At 52.4% G+C, this 15,759-nt stretch carries 15 protein-coding genes; 9 read left to right on the top strand and 6 right to left on the bottom strand.

The features are described from left to right. Positions 1-61: 61 nt before the first annotated feature. Positions 62-790 carry a 30S ribosomal protein S2 gene (gene rpsB / locus ACXAGQ_RS04245; RefSeq protein ID WP_146157117.1) on the bottom strand — a complete coding sequence of 243 codons (729 nt, stop codon included), beginning with the start codon at positions 788-790 and terminating at the stop codon, positions 62-64. A 326-nt stretch (positions 791-1,116) separates the two neighbouring features. On the opposite strand from rpsB, the gene map reads away from it, so the two are divergent. The 3 genes from map (at position 1,117) to ACXAGQ_RS04260 (ending at position 5,232) form a co-directional block, all read left to right on the top strand. Further along, positions 1,117-1,992, top strand: coding sequence for a type I methionyl aminopeptidase (gene map / locus ACXAGQ_RS04250; RefSeq protein WP_475252069.1), 876 nt, complete (start codon positions 1,117-1,119; stop codon positions 1,990-1,992). A 163-nt stretch (positions 1,993-2,155) separates the two neighbouring features. Continuing rightward, on the top strand, positions 2,156-4,729 hold the full coding sequence (glnD, locus tag ACXAGQ_RS04255; protein ID WP_475254659.1) for a bifunctional uridylyltransferase/uridylyl-removing protein GlnD: 2,574 nt from the start codon (positions 2,156-2,158) through the stop codon (positions 4,727-4,729). 122 nt (positions 4,730-4,851) lie between these two features. Next, on the top strand, positions 4,852-5,232 hold the full coding sequence (locus ACXAGQ_RS04260) for a DUF3461 family protein (RefSeq protein ID WP_475252071.1): 381 nt from the start codon (positions 4,852-4,854) through the stop codon (positions 5,230-5,232). 65 nt (positions 5,233-5,297) lie between these two features. On the opposite strand, the gene ACXAGQ_RS04265 is transcribed toward ACXAGQ_RS04260, so the two are convergent. The 3 genes from ACXAGQ_RS04265 to ACXAGQ_RS04275 form a co-directional block, all read right to left on the bottom strand. Continuing rightward, the gene (locus ACXAGQ_RS04265; protein WP_475252073.1) at positions 5,298-5,762 is read right to left on the bottom strand and encodes a flavodoxin; all 465 of its coding nucleotides are present in this window, start codon (positions 5,760-5,762) and stop codon (positions 5,298-5,300) included. A 120-nt stretch (positions 5,763-5,882) separates the two neighbouring features. After that, positions 5,883-6,626 carry a tRNA pseudouridine(65) synthase TruC gene (truC, locus tag ACXAGQ_RS04270; protein ID WP_475252075.1) on the bottom strand — a complete coding sequence of 248 codons (744 nt, stop codon included), beginning with the start codon at positions 6,624-6,626 and terminating at the stop codon, positions 5,883-5,885. 2 nt (positions 6,627-6,628) lie between these two features. Further along, positions 6,629-6,949, bottom strand: coding sequence for a YqcC family protein (locus ACXAGQ_RS04275; RefSeq protein WP_475252077.1), 321 nt, complete (start codon positions 6,947-6,949; stop codon positions 6,629-6,631). A gap of 193 nt (positions 6,950-7,142) precedes the next feature. Here ACXAGQ_RS04275 and ACXAGQ_RS04280 point away from each other — a divergent pair, with 193 nt between their 5' ends. The 4 genes from ACXAGQ_RS04280 (at position 7,143) to ACXAGQ_RS04295 (ending at position 10,965) form a co-directional block, all read left to right on the top strand. Then, a complete protein-coding gene (locus ACXAGQ_RS04280) occupies positions 7,143-8,186 on the top strand; it encodes a DUF3549 family protein (RefSeq protein ID WP_475252079.1) in 1,044 nt (347 codons plus the stop codon). 57 nt (positions 8,187-8,243) lie between these two features. Further along, on the top strand, positions 8,244-8,549 hold the full coding sequence (locus ACXAGQ_RS04285) for a DUF3301 domain-containing protein (RefSeq protein ID WP_475252081.1): 306 nt from the start codon (positions 8,244-8,246) through the stop codon (positions 8,547-8,549). A gap of 1,795 nt (positions 8,550-10,344) precedes the next feature. Then, entirely contained in the window at positions 10,345-10,575 is a 231-nt protein-coding gene (locus ACXAGQ_RS04290; RefSeq protein ID WP_475252082.1) for a DUF2789 domain-containing protein, read from the top strand. A gap of 111 nt (positions 10,576-10,686) precedes the next feature. Continuing rightward, the gene (locus ACXAGQ_RS04295; protein WP_475252084.1) at positions 10,687-10,965 is read left to right on the top strand and encodes a hypothetical protein; all 279 of its coding nucleotides are present in this window, start codon (positions 10,687-10,689) and stop codon (positions 10,963-10,965) included. Positions 10,966-11,023: 58 nt separating this feature from the next. On the opposite strand, the gene ACXAGQ_RS04300 is transcribed toward ACXAGQ_RS04295, so the two are convergent. Together ACXAGQ_RS04300 and syd are read right to left on the bottom strand one after the other, a co-directional pair. Continuing rightward, positions 11,024-11,800, bottom strand: coding sequence for a Zn-ribbon-containing protein (locus ACXAGQ_RS04300; protein WP_475252086.1), 777 nt, complete (start codon positions 11,798-11,800; stop codon positions 11,024-11,026). A 3-nt stretch (positions 11,801-11,803) separates the two neighbouring features. Then, entirely contained in the window at positions 11,804-12,370 is a 567-nt protein-coding gene (gene syd, locus ACXAGQ_RS04305) for a SecY-interacting protein (protein WP_475252088.1), read from the bottom strand. Positions 12,371-12,433: 63 nt separating this feature from the next. On the opposite strand from syd, the gene queF reads away from it, so the two are divergent. Together queF and ACXAGQ_RS04315 are read left to right on the top strand one after the other, a co-directional pair. Next, entirely contained in the window at positions 12,434-13,279 is an 846-nt protein-coding gene (gene queF / locus ACXAGQ_RS04310) for an NADPH-dependent 7-cyano-7-deazaguanine reductase QueF (protein WP_475252090.1), read from the top strand. 175 nt (positions 13,280-13,454) lie between these two features. Then, entirely contained in the window at positions 13,455-15,734 is a 2,280-nt protein-coding gene (locus tag ACXAGQ_RS04315; RefSeq protein WP_475252092.1) for a tetratricopeptide repeat-containing diguanylate cyclase, read from the top strand. Positions 15,735-15,759: the final 25 nt, after the last annotated feature.

Here is a 15,759-nt window from a genome sequence, read left to right on the forward strand (position 1 = left end):
CCCCTGGTAACCATTCTTAGTTTACACAAGGTAACTTAAGATGCTCAAAGGAGCGCGGCTATTATTCAGCTTCTACGAAACCGTCTTGCTCTGCTTGAGCAACGATGTCTTGGTTGCGGCCTTCAGTAACAGTCTGAGCAACAGCACCAGTGTAAAGCTGGATAGAACGGATTGCATCATCGTTACCTGGAACAACGAAATCAACGCCGTCTGGGTTAGAGTTAGTATCTACTACTGCAAATACTGGGATACCCAGGTTGTTCGCTTCTTTGATAGCAATGTGCTCGTGATCAGCATCGATTACGAACATAGCGTCTGGTAGGCCGCCCATGTTCTTGATACCGCCTAGAGACTTCTCAAGCTTCTCCATTTCACGAGTACGCATTAGCGCTTCTTTCTTGGTTAGCTTGTCGAAAGTACCGTCTGTAGACTGAGTTTCAAGATCTTTTAGACGCTTGATTGACTGACGAACAGTTTTCCAGTTAGTCAGCATACCACCCAACCAACGGTTGTTTACGTAGTACTGGTCACAGTTAACTGCAGCTTCTTTGATAGATTCGCTGGCTGCACGCTTAGTACCAACGAAAAGGATCTTACCCTTGCGAGCAGCAATCTTGTTGATTTCTGCTAGAGCGTCGTTGAACATTGGTACAGTTTTCTCAAGGTTGATGATGTGCACCTTGTTACGAGCACCGAAGATGAATGGCTTCATCTTTGGGTTCCAGTAACGAGTTTGGTGACCGAAGTGAACACCAGCCTTAAGCATGTCGCGCATTGATACAGTTGCCATTGAATATTCCTCTATGGGGTTAGGCGTCCACATATCCCATCTTACCGACCCAGACAACGCCACTGGCGTTACAGTTTCGCGAAAAACTGCTGAGCACCCCGGAAGATGTGCCGATATGTGTGAGTGATTAATAAAAGTTTAGTGCAACCGACGTAACTGAATCGAAATCCAATTACCCGATTACGGCGCGCTTTATACCATATTTTCACAACCAAAATCCAGCACCAATGTTTTCAATTCGGTGATTGTGCCGAATCTTGGTTTCCATCCAGCCCCCTCACTGTTACCATGTAAAGAAGAAGTAACAATCAAACAGAGAAGATTGAATGAGCATCAAGATCAAAACGGCTGAAGAGATCGAAAAAATGCGCGCTGCCGGCCGTTTGGCCGCTGAAGTGCTGGAAATGATCGAACCTCACATCAAAGAAGGTGTGACGACAGATGAACTTAACCAGATCTGTCATGATTATGCGTTGGAAAAAGGCGCCTACTCGGCCCCGCTTGATTACCACGGTTTTCCAAAATCTATCTGTACGTCTATCAACCACATCGTGTGCCACGGCATCCCTGCCAGCCAGGATGAGATGGGTAGCAACGGCCAGCTGAAGCCTGCGGTACTGAAAAACGGCGATATCATCAACGTTGATATCACAGTGATCGTCCCGAATGACGAAAATGCTGACCTGAGCGTGCGACCTGCAGGCTACCACGGCGATACATCGAAGATGTTCATGGTTGGTGATGTCACTCCTGGCGACAAGCGCCTGTGCCGCGTCACCCAAGAAGCCCTTTATGTTGGTATGCGCAAAGTGAAGCCGGGTGCCCGCGTGGGTGATATCGGTACCGCGATCGAGAAGTTCATCAAGGACAACAACAAAAAGAACCCACTGAACAAGTATTCGATTGTTAAGGATTTCTGCGGCCACGGTATCGGCAGTGAATTCCACGAAGAGCCGCAGGTTGTCCACTACCGCAACGGCGACCGCACCGTACTAAAGGCAGGTATGTGCTTCACTATCGAGCCGATGATCAACGCCGGCAAGTTCGGCTGTACAGTTGATGCCCAGGATGACTGGACGGTCTACACCGGTGACGGCAAGAAATCAGCCCAGTACGAGCACACCATCGTGGTGACCGAAACAGGCTGTGAAGTTCTGACCCTACGCAGCGATGACACTATCCCGCGCCTGATGAACAACTAAGCCATGCATCGCATGACTTAACCTGTTGCAGAGCCGGCCTTTAGGTCGGCTTTTTTATTGCTATCAGCCCCGACCGTGATAGGGTTATACCAAGAGTATTGACTATGCATGGACGGCAATGACAGATCCTATTTCTCACCCAGAGACCGAACAGGTTGATCCGATGGCGCCCGAGCAACTCCGCCTCGAGCTCGACCAGTTTACCGAAAACCAGAAAGCCTTGTTTCTGGCCCATAACCCGGTGACCCATTTAGTCGAAGCCCGCTCCCGCTATATTGACCACTTACTTGAGCGATTGTGGCAGCATTTTGGCTTGGCTGATCACCCGACCCTATCATTGGTCGCTGTCGGCGGCTACGGCCGTGGCGAGCTGCACCCGCTCTCGGATGTCGACATCCTGGTTTTGAGCCAAGCCCCTATCGACGACAGCACCGGCAATACCGTCAGCGCCTTCCTCACCCTACTGTGGGATCTCAAGCTTGATGTCGGCCACAGCGTGCGCACCATCGACGAGTGTATCAACATCGGCCAGGATGATCTGACCGTTGCGACCAACCTGCAGGAATCACGCTGGCTGTGCGGCAACCAGGATACCTACCAGCAGCTGGAAGAGCGCTTGAACGACGGCAGCTTCTGGCCCAGCGAGCAGTTCTACCAAGCCAAGCTGGATGAGCAGAAAACCCGCCATGCCCGCTACCACGATACCACCTACAACCTGGAGCCGGATATCAAGTCCAGCCCGGGGGGCTTGCGTGATATCCATACCTTGAGCTGGGTGGCCCGCCGCCATTTCGGTGCCACCAGCCTGCTGGAAATGAGCCGATTCGGCTTTTTGACCGACGCCGAATACCGCGAGCTGGTCGAGTGCCAGGATTCCCTGTGGCGGATCCGTTTTGCCCTCCACTGCGAGCTGCGCCGTTACGACAACCGCCTGACCTTCGGCCACCAGGCGTCCGTTGCCGATCTGCTCGGCTACCAAGGCGAGGGGAACCGCGGGGTCGAAATGATGATGAAGGATTTCTACCGTACCCTGCGCCGTGTCGCCGAACTCAACAAGATGCTGCTGCAGCTATTTGACCAAGCGATCCTCAATAAGGGAGCCGCCCCGGAGCCTATCTTGCTTGATGAGGACTTCCAGCTACGTGGCCACTTAATTGAAGCCACCAAACCGGCATTGTTCCAGGCACGGCCGGAAACCATTCTCGATATGTTCCTGCATATTGCCCGCAATTCGCAGATAGAAGGGATCGCCGCCCCTACCCTTCGCCAGCTGCGCACCGCGCGACGCAGGCTCAACCGTTTCCTGATCGAGATCCCGGCGGCAAGGGATAAGTTCATGGAGTTGGTCCGCCAACCCAACTGCCTGCTTAGGGCGTTCAAGCTGATGCACCGCCATGGCGTGCTCTCTGCCTACCTGCCGCAGTGGAGCCAGATTGTCGGCCAGATGCAGTTTGACCTGTTCCATGTCTACACCGTTGACGAGCACACCGTCCGGCTACTCAAAAACATCAACAAGTTCAGTGATCCGGCTAATCGCGACCGCCATCCGATCTGCTGCGAAGTCTATCCGCGCGTCACCAAAAAAGAGCTCCTGCTGCTGGCGGCGATCTTCCATGATATCGCCAAAGGCCGGGGCGGCGATCACTCCGAGCTCGGTGGCGTCGATGCCTACGAGTTCTGCATCCAGCACGGGCTGTCCAAGCCCGAGGCCAACTTGGTCAAATGGCTGGTCAACCAGCACCTGCTGATGTCAGTGACCGCCCAGCGCCGAGATATCTACGATCCGGAAGTGATCACCGAGTTTGCCAAGGAAGTGCGCGACGAAGAACGACTTGATCATCTGATTTGTCTGACCGTGGCCGATATCTGCGCCACCAACCAGGAACTGTGGAATAGCTGGAAGCGTACCCTGCTGGCTGAACTATACTACTCCACCCAGAAAGCCCTGCGCCGCGGGTTGGAAAACCCGCCTGATATGCGCGAGCGGATCCGCCACAACCAACAGATGGCCTCCGCCCTGCTGCGCAGCGAAGGTTTTGCCCCGCGCGATATCGAAGTCTTGTGGCAACGATTCAAAGCCGACTATTTCCTGCGTCACACTCATAAGCAAATCGCCTGGCATGCTGAAGCGATCCTCAAGCACGAAGATCACAGCAAGCCACTGATCCTGATCAGCCAAAAACCTACCCGCGGCGGTACCGAGGTCTTCGTCTATTGCCAGGATAAACCCAAGCTGTTTGCCATCGTGGTTTCCGAGCTGGACAAAAAGAACCTCAGTGTTCACGATGCCCAAATCATGACCAGCAAAGACGGCTTTGCTCTCGATACCTTCATGGTGCTTGAGCCAACAGGCAAGGCACCGGGTGAAAACCGCCACCAGACTGTTCGACGGGCGCTGGTCAAAGCGCTGACGCAAATGAAGTCTGACCGCAAGCGGAAGCGGCCGCCATACAAGCTGCAGCACTTCAACGTCAAGACTAAGGTCGATTTCCTGCCGACCAAGTCGGGCAAGAAGACCATGATCGAGCTGGTTGCACTGGATATGCCAGGCCTGCTGGCCCGGGTAGGCTCGGTGTTTGCCCGCCAGGGCATTAGCCTACAGGCCGCCAAGATCACCACTATCGGCGAACGGGCCGAGGACTTCTTCATCGTTACCAACCAGGACGGAGAGCAACTCAGCGAAGCACAACAGGAGCAGCTGAGAGACGCTCTCATAGAGCGTTTAGAAAAGAAATAGCCCTATATAAAACGGGGAGCTAGCCCGCCTAGTCCCCCGTTAATCGGCCACTGACCGTATCACGATAATTATAAAGCCAATAACACTTCCAATATCTATAACAACAGAAACACGAGGCCAGTATGTACCCAAACCTCACCGCCATCGGCGTCGAAAAGCCGGACACCATTGAACGCTACAGCCTACGGCAGGAAGCCGCCAACGACATATTGAAGATCTACTTTGCCAAGCAGAAAGGAGAGCTGTTCGCCAAAAGCGTGAAGTTTAAATTTCCCCGCCAGCGCAAATCCGTGATGATTAACAGCGGGAGCCGGGAATACAAGGAAGTCACTGAGATCAACCGCACCCTGACCTTCATCATCGATGAGCTCGACCGCATCACCAACAAGAAGCACAGCGAAGTCGATATCAAGAAGAAGATCCTCAGTGACCTGCGCCACCTGGAGCAAGTGGTCAGCCACAAGATCTCAGAGATCGAGGCGGATCTGGAAAAGCTGAAGTGATCGCCCCGGTTATGTCGCACAGATGCCACCCAACCCGCTATTTTTCGCGGGTTGGTTTTGCAACGCTAGGCAGCATCAGCCTGCTTGGCCCAGCCCTCTAGCCAAGGCATCGCCACTTCCAGTGCATCGAAGTTGACACAGGCATCGACATCCAGCCTCTCAGTCAGCGGCTTGGCCTGAAGCTGGAGCAGCAGCTCGTCAAACTGCCGTCCCCCACCACAAAAACGATCTTCGCCATAGCTAGAATCACCGAGGGCGATGACCCCGTAACGAAGCTGAGGGATCAAGGGAAAGGTATCGTTGAGTGCCTGGTAAAGTGGCAGTAAATTATCGGGGATCTCTCCCTGCCCAGTCGTTGACGATACCACCAGCGCCAGATCCTGCTGGTATCCGAGAAACTCATCCAAGGTTGGCTCCAGGAACAACTCGACCTGATGCCCCGCCTCAACCAAGTAGCGTTCGACCTCTTGGGCAACCTCTTCAGCCCCGCCGAACACAGAGCCGACAAACACACCTATTTTCGCCATCATCCAACACCATCCTTTGTGTCCAAACACCACGATAATATTAACTGTGGCCTTTGAAGAGGTTGGATGCAAGTTTATTGACTATCTGACATTACAAAGCGCTGAAGTTACTGGACGCAGCAGTTACGAAGCATCAGGCATCATCAAAGTCGGAACCCAATCGAAAGCGTCCATCACCCGCATCCAGGCCTCGTCAACACCGGCACGAATATCCAGTTGCTCGCCCGTCAGCGGGTGCAACAGTTGCAAGCGCGAAGCATGCAGCATTAAGCGGCGGCAGTCATAATTTTCGCGGAACATCCGGTTGTGACGGCCATCACCGTGGTTCACATCCCCAATAATGTGGTGGCTCAGGTGGTGCATATGGCGGCGAAGCTGGTGCTTGCGCCCCGTCTCCGGCTTCATCTCCACCAGGGTGTAACGGCTAGTGGCATAGCGGCCAACCGGAATATCAGTTTCTACCTTGGCCAGCGGCGCATAGGCGGTGATGGCCTCTTTGGCTTCTTTGTCTTGGTCAGCATCTTTATCGGCAATTTTATCCAGCTCTTCTTTGAGCGGGTAATCCAATACCGCTGCCTCCTTGACCCAGCCGCGAACCACTGCATGGTAAGTCTTCTTCACATCACGGCCGGCAAACATCGGCATCATTAGCGAGGCCGTTTCACTCGACAGGGCAAACAGCAGCACCCCGGATGTCGGCCGGTCCAAACGGTGCAATGGGAACACGTGCTGGCCAATTTGATCGCGCAAGGTCTGCATCACAAACACCGTTTCATGGCGGTCGAGCCACGAGCGGTGCACTAGCATACCCGCAGGCTTGTTGACTGCGACCAGATGTTCATCGCGGTAAAGGATCTCGAGTTCCATCACTATTTACTCTTAAATAATTGGTCAAGTTCACGAGTCACCGCCAAGATAGCCGCCAGGCCCTTGGCTTCTTTCATCGCTTCCTCAACATAAGGGGAAATTTCAAAGGCGGCAGGCAATGCCATATTCATTGCAATCATATGGCCGAGCTTGGGAGTAAAGATCCACTGCAGCCACTGCTCGCAACGCAGGGTGTCAATGGCAAACGGCTGGCTGCTGCTCAGCGCCTCAAACGAGGGTTGTTCGGCCTCCCAGTAATCATTTTCTTGCAGCACTGTGGTGAGTTTTTCCAATAACAGCTGGCAATGCTGGGCTCTATCCATCACGGGACCTCTACAATGATTATCTTCGAAATAAGGGATTGTCTGGATTTAGGCGGCGAAGGATACCACCTCCGAAGCGCCAGCCCAAGGTAACCATAATGGCTGCCGAGCGAGAAAGTGTCATGGCAACTGCACCACAATAGGGTTTGGTATATACTCGTTGTCCTTGATATAAGGAGCACTGAGACTGCCCATGGATAATTTTCATACCCTGACCCAACTCTTAGACAACGCTGGCTGCCAGTACAAGATTTTCGACCTTGGCCGCCGGGTTAATGAGATCGATATAGAGCAATTCAAGGCAGTGGAAGACAACCGCCAGCCCTATCCATGGCCACTGCAGCAGCATGCCCACCTGTCTATCTCGTTCTGGCAGGCTGGCAACCCACCGTGGATTTGGTTTTTGCGCCTGCCGCTTGACGAACGCGGTCTGCTCAAACAAGCCGCCGTCGGCGACTTCATCAAATATGTTATCGAAGCGATGGGCGCCACCCTCAATAGCACGCCGACCGAGGAAGAGCAGGAGAAACTGGCTGCCAACCCGTATACCTTCAAGCCAAGCGATGACAAGATGGCTATCTTCCACGCCCAGTTACGAAGCCAGCTTGCCCTCTCAGCCAGCCAATACTACGAACATGCCCAGCATTACCTGACCGGCGAGCTGGGCTGGGACAAATGGCAAGGTGTTGGCCTACAGGGGCTGGCCGATGTCTGTGCCCGCATCAAGCAAGAAAACAATGCGACTTTGCTGCGAAAAGCCATCAACAACCTGCCACTGACCCCTTTGTACGCCTTGCTAGGCTGCCTGGAGCATTGTCAGTTACCGGAGCCTTTGGCAGCACGCTTGGCCGAGCGCCTGGACGAAGAGACGGCAGTCGGCACCCCGGATCTATTCTTGGTCGCGGCATTGATCCGCGCCCTGTCAGGTGCCGACGCATCGATACTACGCCTGCAGCTTGAAAAATTGCTAGTCCAGCCTGAGCTTTGTCACCCGGAAGTGCTGGTCGCAGTGGCGGGGCGCTGCTGGAATGGTTTGGCCGATACCCAAATAGCAACTACCTTCCTGCTGCGCCTTGCCGAAACCGGCGAGCAAGCACTGTTCAACCAGCTTTTTGCCGACTTGGTCATGCTACCGATGCTGCGCGGGATCATGCTGCAGGTACTGCACGGCCAAGCCGATCCGGCACTGGTTGATGCCATTACTAAGCTTCAGCAACACGCCCGAAACACTCAGTAACTTGATAGAGCCTTCCCCCGACTTATCCTGCCGGGGGAAGTAAAAGGATATTTTGATATGGAAAATCTGCTGGGGATCTTGCTGCTGGCCATTATTGGCTATCTGTTCTGGCAGCAGCGACGACAAACCGAGCTAGCCAATTACTTCATCAACCAGCGTTGCGAACACTTGGGACTGCAATTGCTCAATACGGCAAGGGGAGAGCACCGACTGCGTGATCGCAACGGTCGCTGGGGCTGGCATACTATTTATTTATTTGAGTTTTCCGCCAATGGCCAAGATGCCTATCAGGGGCACATTGTGATGAAGGGCTTCCACCCGCTGACGATCCATGTACCGCCGCACCGGATGCCGGGAGAGTAAATAAGATCCTAGATCCTGCAGGATTTAAAAAAGCGGTTAAACGTCAAGCTCTTGCTTTTCCCAGGAACTAGGATCCGTTCTTCCTAGGGCCTGTGTGACTTATTGAAAGACGGGTAGTTCTTGCTAAGCGCATATTGAAGGTTATCAGAAGTGATTAACTGGCAGACAATAAAAGAACGGGCGCAACTTGAGTTGCGCCCTTAGGTCTTACATGCAGCTGTCCTGCTACGATAGTGCTCCCTGCGACTGTCCTTGTTTTTCTAAATTCCTTAGCGGTAATCCCTAAACCCCATCCCCGGGTTGTCCTTGGTAGTTCCTTGACCCGTCGCGATATCCTTGTGCGACTCTCTCATCCTTCCTGGCGGTGTCCCTGCCTTCATCCTGAAGGGTTCCTCTTGTCCTATCCCAGAGCGCTATCCCTAAGCCCCAATCCTTGAGGTGTTCCGGCTTATTCTAAAGCTGTCCTACTCATCCTGACGGCAATCTTCCTGATCCCCGACGGTTTCCGTTCCGTGTCCGTGACTTCCTATCTGCTAACGACCTTGTTAGCACTGCCCTTCCTAGGCTTGCAGCGTCCTTCTGCTTTCCAAATCCTGTCCCAACTCCCTGTTGACGAGAACCATCTTACGCCCAATATGATTTCATACAATTGACTATCACGTGCCATAGTTCGCACGAGATCATTCATCATAAAAATAAAAACATTAAATCATTGATATTTAATAAAATAAAAAGGATTACCGACTCTATTGGCCAAACTCGATCTTTGTTAGTCTCACAGCTTTGTAAGAGATCTCTCACAAACGCTCAAGGCTATAACTGCATCTCGTTTCACAAGGGTATTATTCTGCGTTTCATTTAAGTTACAGGGATTAGTCTAAAATATGACAGCTTTGGCCCTATGATGTAGAGGTAAGTGGTTGGGAGCCTAGATCCTGGATCCTGTATCCTGGGTGTTGACAAGGCAGTAGGACGTCAAGCTCTGTCTTTGCTTTTGCTCTGACCAGGACCTAGGGCCAGCTCTTCCTAGAGCCTGTGCGATACACAATAAGACAAGTGAAAAAGCTAAAGCGCTTAAACGGGGATATCGGAAGTATTTTTGCTGACGCAAAAAAGAACGGGCGCAACTTTCGTTGCGCCCTTAGGTCTTACTTGCAGCAATCCCGCTACTATGGTGCTCCCTGCATCATTCCGTTGACAGCTGTATTCCTTCAGCATTGTCCTTTTTTACTTCGTCCTGAAGTGATCCTGTGGCCATCCTGACCCGTTAGTCCATCCTGTCCTGACTCTCAACATCCATCCTGGAGGTGTCCCTAACTTCTTCCTGAAGTGGTCCTTGTGTCATCCTGACTGGTAAACATCCTGCTTACCGTTTTGCCGTTCCTCGGCTATCCCTTCACAGTCCTTGTTCGACATACCATCCTAGTACACCGGTCTCTTCCTGAGACAAACCAAATCCTTGGCTTATTTCCTGTTCCGTTCCGTCAGTTCCTTCCGACAGGGTTAATATTACGTATTTCCCCCTAGGCAAAACAGCAGTTATCGCAAATTTCTTTTAACCGATGCAGCAGGAAAAATCACACCAAAACAAAAATAACCATTAATAACAACAACTTATACGCACAAGTGCGTTTATTCGTATCTTCTGTTTCCTTAATGTCCCACACCCTTGTAAGAGATCTCTCACAAGCGCACGAGATGAATAGGAATACCTTGAACATGAATGGAACCTGTCAGGCTGTAAAATTTCTCTATAATTAGTCATAAAACAATATGCGCTAGCCAAGGAGTGACCATGGAAACCTTCAACCACAACCTTGAATCTCTCTTCAGCCAGTTGGGATTGAACAATTCCAAAGAATTTATCGAAACCTTCTTAGCCGAACACCACCTAGCCCAGCATGAGCAGCTATCCGAGGCCAACTTCTGGCAACCCTCCCAGAAACGTTTTCTCAAAGAATCACAAGAGCAAGATGCCGACTGGTGTGAAGTCATCGACCAATTGGATGCCTTATTGAGAAAATAAGAAGAAAGTAAGAAAGAAAATAGCTGAGGAAATAACCTACCGAGTAACAGTTGTGCCCACAGGTATGATTGAGGGAAAATAGCTGGCAAACGACAGCAACAAGGAAACAGCATGTCATCTGAAATTACCCAAGCCCTGACCGATGCTATCGATGCCTTGGTTGCCGAAGGCAAAGAGCCCTCAGTGGCACTGATCAAGGCCCGGCTGGCTGACCCGCTACCGATGCCGCTCATCATCAAAGCTTTGCAGAGCTGGAAATCGAGTGCACGCGTGCCAAAAATTGAAAAAGTAGAGAGCCAACCTTCAGCCGAAGCGCGCATAGCCGCTTTGGAGCAACAGGTGGCGGCCCTCACGGCACGGTTGGAAAGACTGGAAAGCCAGCAGCCCTAACAATAGACACTGCAAGGATACGAAATGAAAAAAGCGCAGAGCCTTCTGCGCTTTTTTATTACTGGAAATCCCAAGAAAGGTTGGAGACGATACGGCACTTGTCGCACTTATAGTGGAAAATACCATGCAGCGGCTCATCCAACCGCCACTGGCCGCCACACTTCGGGCACGGCCGGTTAAGCTCGCTTTCAAGGCTTTCGCCGCCAACTCGGTATTGATAGTAGTAGGTCGGGATTTTAGTGATGTACTCGATCCGCCCGCGCAAGTCCCAGCCCCGGCGGAAAATATCACTATCGGCATCACGGATTTCATGCAGGGCAGCATGTTCTGCCTGGCAAGCCCCGGCCATCTGTATTTCATCGCACGCCTGCCATTCTGTCTGCCATTTCACCACCGCTTTGTGGTCACCGTTCAGCGTCGGCTCCGGCAGACGGTATAGCGGGATCGGCATTAACGTTTCGCCGCAGCGCAATGGCGAGCAGGTATGCACATACGTGGTGTAAATCACCTGCCAGCTCGGCGAAAAGTTCTCGGCAGCCGCTTCGGAGTTCAGATCCCTCCCCAACAGCCTCACCTTGGGGCTGAGCAGGCTGGCCTGGTTCAGGCGGTTCATGCAAGCCTTTACCTGAGGGCTATGGAACCGGGAATGCAAGCTCTCCTCTTCCGGGCAAACTGCCCGCACCTTGAAAGCGCCCTCGTCCATAACGATAGGAAACTCGCGCCCCAGTACCTGCCCGTTGTAGCGCAGCGCATCCATCAGCCCATTAATCGCAGCATCAACAGCCGCAACAGTGGTGTTATCAAAACACTCAAATTGCAATTCGACAACGTACATAACTTACCCAGCCTTGACCACAGGTACTAGCGCTGCCAAGAAAGCTTCCAGGCTTGGCGCAAGCACTTCGCGGTTGTCCTTGCCCAACGTCTCCAAAATCACCTCTCCGGTGAGGTTGCACACCGAGACCACCTCGCTTTCGGAGTCCATTGCCCCGATAAATACGGTTGGCTTTAGTTTCAAACGACGCTGGGTCACCAGGTGGCCTAAAATATTCTCCTGCAGCCGTAGCACATCGTCTTCGCTGAAAGCCTGCAGCAAATCAAATTCAATCTCACCAGTCACGGTTTGGAACCTGGCGGCCATGTCGCCACTGAACTGGGCACCGTAGAAAACAACGATGTCTTCGTGCAGGCGAAGTTCAATCCCTTTCTCAACACCGGCAAGATCGCCCATCGGCGAGCGCAATGCAGGTTGCCAAGTCACTTCGTAACCATCATCCGCCTTTACGCACGGTGATGACAGGCCCACAAGATCGTCACTGCGGGGAAAACCTTGATCTGCATCACACCATGCTTGCAAGAAACGGGAAGAAAATTCAGATAACGCCGTTGCAACGGGATGATTCATTCGCAACCTCTCAAAAGATTAAGTAAACTTTGGCTATTCTAATCCAAGTGTGTCCAGGACAGTATGAGCAAATATCAAGACGCGAAAGAATTAGCCGGTTTGACCCTAGGTAAAACGACGGAATATATCGATCAGTATGACCCATCTCTTCTTCAGCCGGTGCCACGCAGCCTGAACCGAGATGATCTGTCCCTTGGCGATACCCTGCCGTTTACCGGTTATGATATCTGGACACTCTACGAGCTGTCTTGGCTAAACAAAAAAGGCCTACCGCAAGTGGCTATTGGCGAGGTGCGCCTGCCTGCCAGCAGCCCGAACCTGATTGAGTCCAAGTCGTTCAAGCTTTACCTCAACAGCTTCAACCAGACCAAGTTCGACAGCTGGCAGCAAATTGCTGATACCCTGCAAAAAGATCTGAGTGAGTGTGCGGGCGCCGATGTCGATGTAACGGTCCAGCCCCTGTCTGACTTCGATGACCAGCCTATCGCCAATTTCTTCGGTGAGTGCATCGACGAGCAAGATATCGAAATTACCGATTACGAGTTTGATCCATCGCACCTCGAAGGTGCCGCCTCCGAGGAAACGGTCACTGAAATCCTGCACAGCCACCTGCTGAAGTCCAACTGCCTGATCACCAGCCAGCCAGACTGGGGCAGCGTGCGTATTTCCTATACCGGTAAGAAAATCGACCGCGAGAAGCTGCTTCGCTACCTGATCTCGTTCCGTAACCACAACGAGTTCCACGAGCAGTGCGTCGAGCGTATTTTCACTGACATTATGAAGTACTGTAAGCCAGAGCTATTGACCGTTTACGCCCGTTATACCCGCCGCGGCGGTTTGGACATCAACCCATACCGTACCAACATGGGCAAAACACCAAGCGATAACTTCCGCCTGGCCAGACAGTAGCCCAGCTCGCCAATAGCACCAGCGTAATTGATGCATTCAAATGTGCAAAAAATTACCCAGCCTGGTGCATATCCGAGTTACTTGGGGATTAGTCCAGCAAAATCGAAGACTTTGCTGGACTTGGTAGGCTAACCCATTAATATTGGTGGTACTGTTTTTTTGGGTTTTTGAAAGTATGTCTGCTCGCCGTTGGCTGATACGTTTGCTGCTCCTAGGCACCATCTCGTTCAGCACACAAGCAAAAATTTTTACCACGCCAATTCTGGCAGAAGCCAATGAGCTGCTCCAAACCAATCCTGAGCAATCTCTGGTTATGACTACCCGCTACCTTGATCAGCGACGATTAAGTGCCCCCAAAGAAACATCCCGCGTCCATATCAACGACGAAACTGACCATTCGGTAAGAACACCGCTAAGCACGGTCAATGCCTTGCAGATTTTGGCCAAAGCCCACTTGCTGCTCAACCAACCCGACAAGGCCCAAACGGCTATCAAGCAGGCTATCGACATTTCATCTGAGGAAAAGCTGACCTTCAGCCGGCTGGAAAGCCAGTTGATCCATGCCGATATTTATTGGGGCAACCTAAAAAACAGTGCCCGCTCGCTGAAGATGCTCGATAAAATTGATACGGAAATTGCAGCCAGCACCAACCTGATGCTCGACAGCCAGATCAAACGCCTGCAGTATCAATCGCTGATGCAGCGCTCTATTATCGATTCGGCTACCGGCCAGGAAAGCCAGGCCGACAAAGGCTTCTTGAAAGCCAAGCGCTACCTGATCAACCTCGACGACCCGAAAGAATTAATTCATTACCAACTGGTTGTCGGTCGGCATTACTTCAAGCATGGACATTACGATACCGCACTTGACCGGCTGCTGAGCGGCTACTGGCTCGCTGTTGAGAATGAAGATCAGGCCCAGACCGCCATCGCCAATTTCGAGCTGGCGGTTCTGTTCGAACAACGCAAGGTATTTGACAAGGCGCTGGAGCATGCCACCCAGGCCGGTGAGTTTTTCGAGCATTACGACCGCAGCAGGCCATTGGCCAAAACCCTTGAGCTGATCGCGTCGATCTATGAACAGCAAGGGCGCTACAACCTCGCCCTGGTCCATTACTTCAACGCCCTGGATCAAGAGAACCAGCTCAACAGTGAAATACGCTCGGCAAGGCTGCGCCTGAATATTGCCCGAGTCTACCTCCAGCTTTACAACTACCCGAAGTCGGAGCAATACCTCCACCATACTCGCCTGCTGGCAACCCAAACCGGGAACGAGGCTATCTTGGCCGAAGCCCAAATCCTTCAGGGCGAACTGGACCTCGCTGAGGGTAGCCTCGAGGAGGCGGTTTCCAACCTGCAAACCGGCTTGATTGCTGCCAGCCGCATCGGCAACAGTGAGTTACAACTAGAGGGAGAAAGCCTGCTTTCCAAGGCCTTCGAGCAGCAGAGTGATTTCTATAATGCCCTATTGAGCCAGCGCCGCTATGAGCAGCTTTTCAGCACCAAGCAGCAGGCCCAGGTGAAGAGTAACGTCGAGGTGTTCAAGCAGCAACAGCGCATGCTTGAGCGCGCTTTGCACCTGGAAGAGCTGGAGCGGCAGCAGTTTGAAAGCAGCAAAGCCTTGTACAAGCAAAAGAACGTCACCACCTTCCTATTCTGCCTGACTGGCGTCATATTTATTGTGCTGATGAGAAGGCACAAAACGGCCAAGCAACTGCAGGCCCGCTTGCTGCGCTTGCGCAATGACTTCTATACCCACCCGAGGAGCGGGCTGAGGAACCTGCGGATGCTGACCGCCAAGCTGCCAAATTCCCTGCAGCAGAGCAGTGCCAACTTCGAGCAATGGCACCTTGGGGAGATCATCAACGAACCGCTGAGCGACCGGCTGCGCTTTGCCCTGTTTGAGGTGCCATTCCTCAAGCATATTTACCTCAAGCACGGTTATCAGCAAGGGCTGGATCTCGAACGCCAGTTTGGCGAATACCTCACCCAGCAGATTTGCGAGCCTGCCAGGCTTTACCACTTCTCCGATGCCATGTTCCTGTATATCGAACCGAATTCACGGCTCGACTCGGCACCGGATCAATTGGCAGGATCACTGCAGCAGTTGGTTGACCGCTTCCTCGAAGGCAAGCATATCGACAACCGGGTCAGAATTGGCATGGCGGAGTACCCGTTCTTGCCAAGGGCCTACACCGCGATAAACGACCACGAACTGCTCGATATCCTGCTAATGGCGACCAATGCCGCCCGCGAAATCAGCAAGCAGGAGTCCGGCAGCCAATGGGTGCACCTCAGTGCAATAGATGCAGCCCCGGCAGCAAGCTTTGCCAGTGACAATATCCGCCGCTCATGTATCCAGGGCATCCATAACGGGCTGGTAAAAGTACAAACTTCAGGCAGTTGCGACATTAGCTGGAACAGTGATCACGATTCTGACAAAAATATCAGTTAATCCTATGGATTTATTCACCTCATGG

It is taken from the genome of Photobacterium sp. ABD4_091, assembly GCF_056160145.1.

What these genes read in the sequence shown, in the direction of transcription:
- rpsB (WP_146157117.1), bottom strand. Translation starts at nt 790, where the DNA reads ATGGCAACTGTATCAATGCGCGACATGCTTAAGGCTGGTGTTCACTTC.
- map (WP_475252069.1), top strand. Translation starts at nt 1,117, where the DNA reads ATGAGCATCAAGATCAAAACGGCTGAAGAGATCGAAAAAATGCGCGCT.
- glnD (WP_475254659.1), top strand. Translation starts at nt 2,156, where the DNA reads ATGGCGCCCGAGCAACTCCGCCTCGAGCTCGACCAGTTTACCGAAAAC.
- ACXAGQ_RS04260 (WP_475252071.1), top strand. Translation starts at nt 4,852, where the DNA reads ATGTACCCAAACCTCACCGCCATCGGCGTCGAAAAGCCGGACACCATT.
- ACXAGQ_RS04265 (WP_475252073.1), bottom strand. Translation starts at nt 5,762, where the DNA reads ATGATGGCGAAAATAGGTGTGTTTGTCGGCTCTGTGTTCGGCGGGGCT.
- truC (WP_475252075.1), bottom strand. Translation starts at nt 6,626, where the DNA reads ATGGAACTCGAGATCCTTTACCGCGATGAACATCTGGTCGCAGTCAAC.
- ACXAGQ_RS04275 (WP_475252077.1), bottom strand. Translation starts at nt 6,949, where the DNA reads ATGGATAGAGCCCAGCATTGCCAGCTGTTATTGGAAAAACTCACCACA.
- ACXAGQ_RS04280 (WP_475252079.1), top strand. Translation starts at nt 7,143, where the DNA reads ATGGATAATTTTCATACCCTGACCCAACTCTTAGACAACGCTGGCTGC.
- ACXAGQ_RS04285 (WP_475252081.1), top strand. Translation starts at nt 8,244, where the DNA reads ATGGAAAATCTGCTGGGGATCTTGCTGCTGGCCATTATTGGCTATCTG.
- ACXAGQ_RS04290 (WP_475252082.1), top strand. Translation starts at nt 10,345, where the DNA reads ATGGAAACCTTCAACCACAACCTTGAATCTCTCTTCAGCCAGTTGGGA.
- ACXAGQ_RS04295 (WP_475252084.1), top strand. Translation starts at nt 10,687, where the DNA reads ATGTCATCTGAAATTACCCAAGCCCTGACCGATGCTATCGATGCCTTG.
- ACXAGQ_RS04300 (WP_475252086.1), bottom strand. Translation starts at nt 11,800, where the DNA reads ATGTACGTTGTCGAATTGCAATTTGAGTGTTTTGATAACACCACTGTT.
- syd (WP_475252088.1), bottom strand. Translation starts at nt 12,370, where the DNA reads ATGAATCATCCCGTTGCAACGGCGTTATCTGAATTTTCTTCCCGTTTC.
- queF (WP_475252090.1), top strand. Translation starts at nt 12,434, where the DNA reads ATGAGCAAATATCAAGACGCGAAAGAATTAGCCGGTTTGACCCTAGGT.
- ACXAGQ_RS04315 (WP_475252092.1), top strand. Translation starts at nt 13,455, where the DNA reads ATGTCTGCTCGCCGTTGGCTGATACGTTTGCTGCTCCTAGGCACCATC.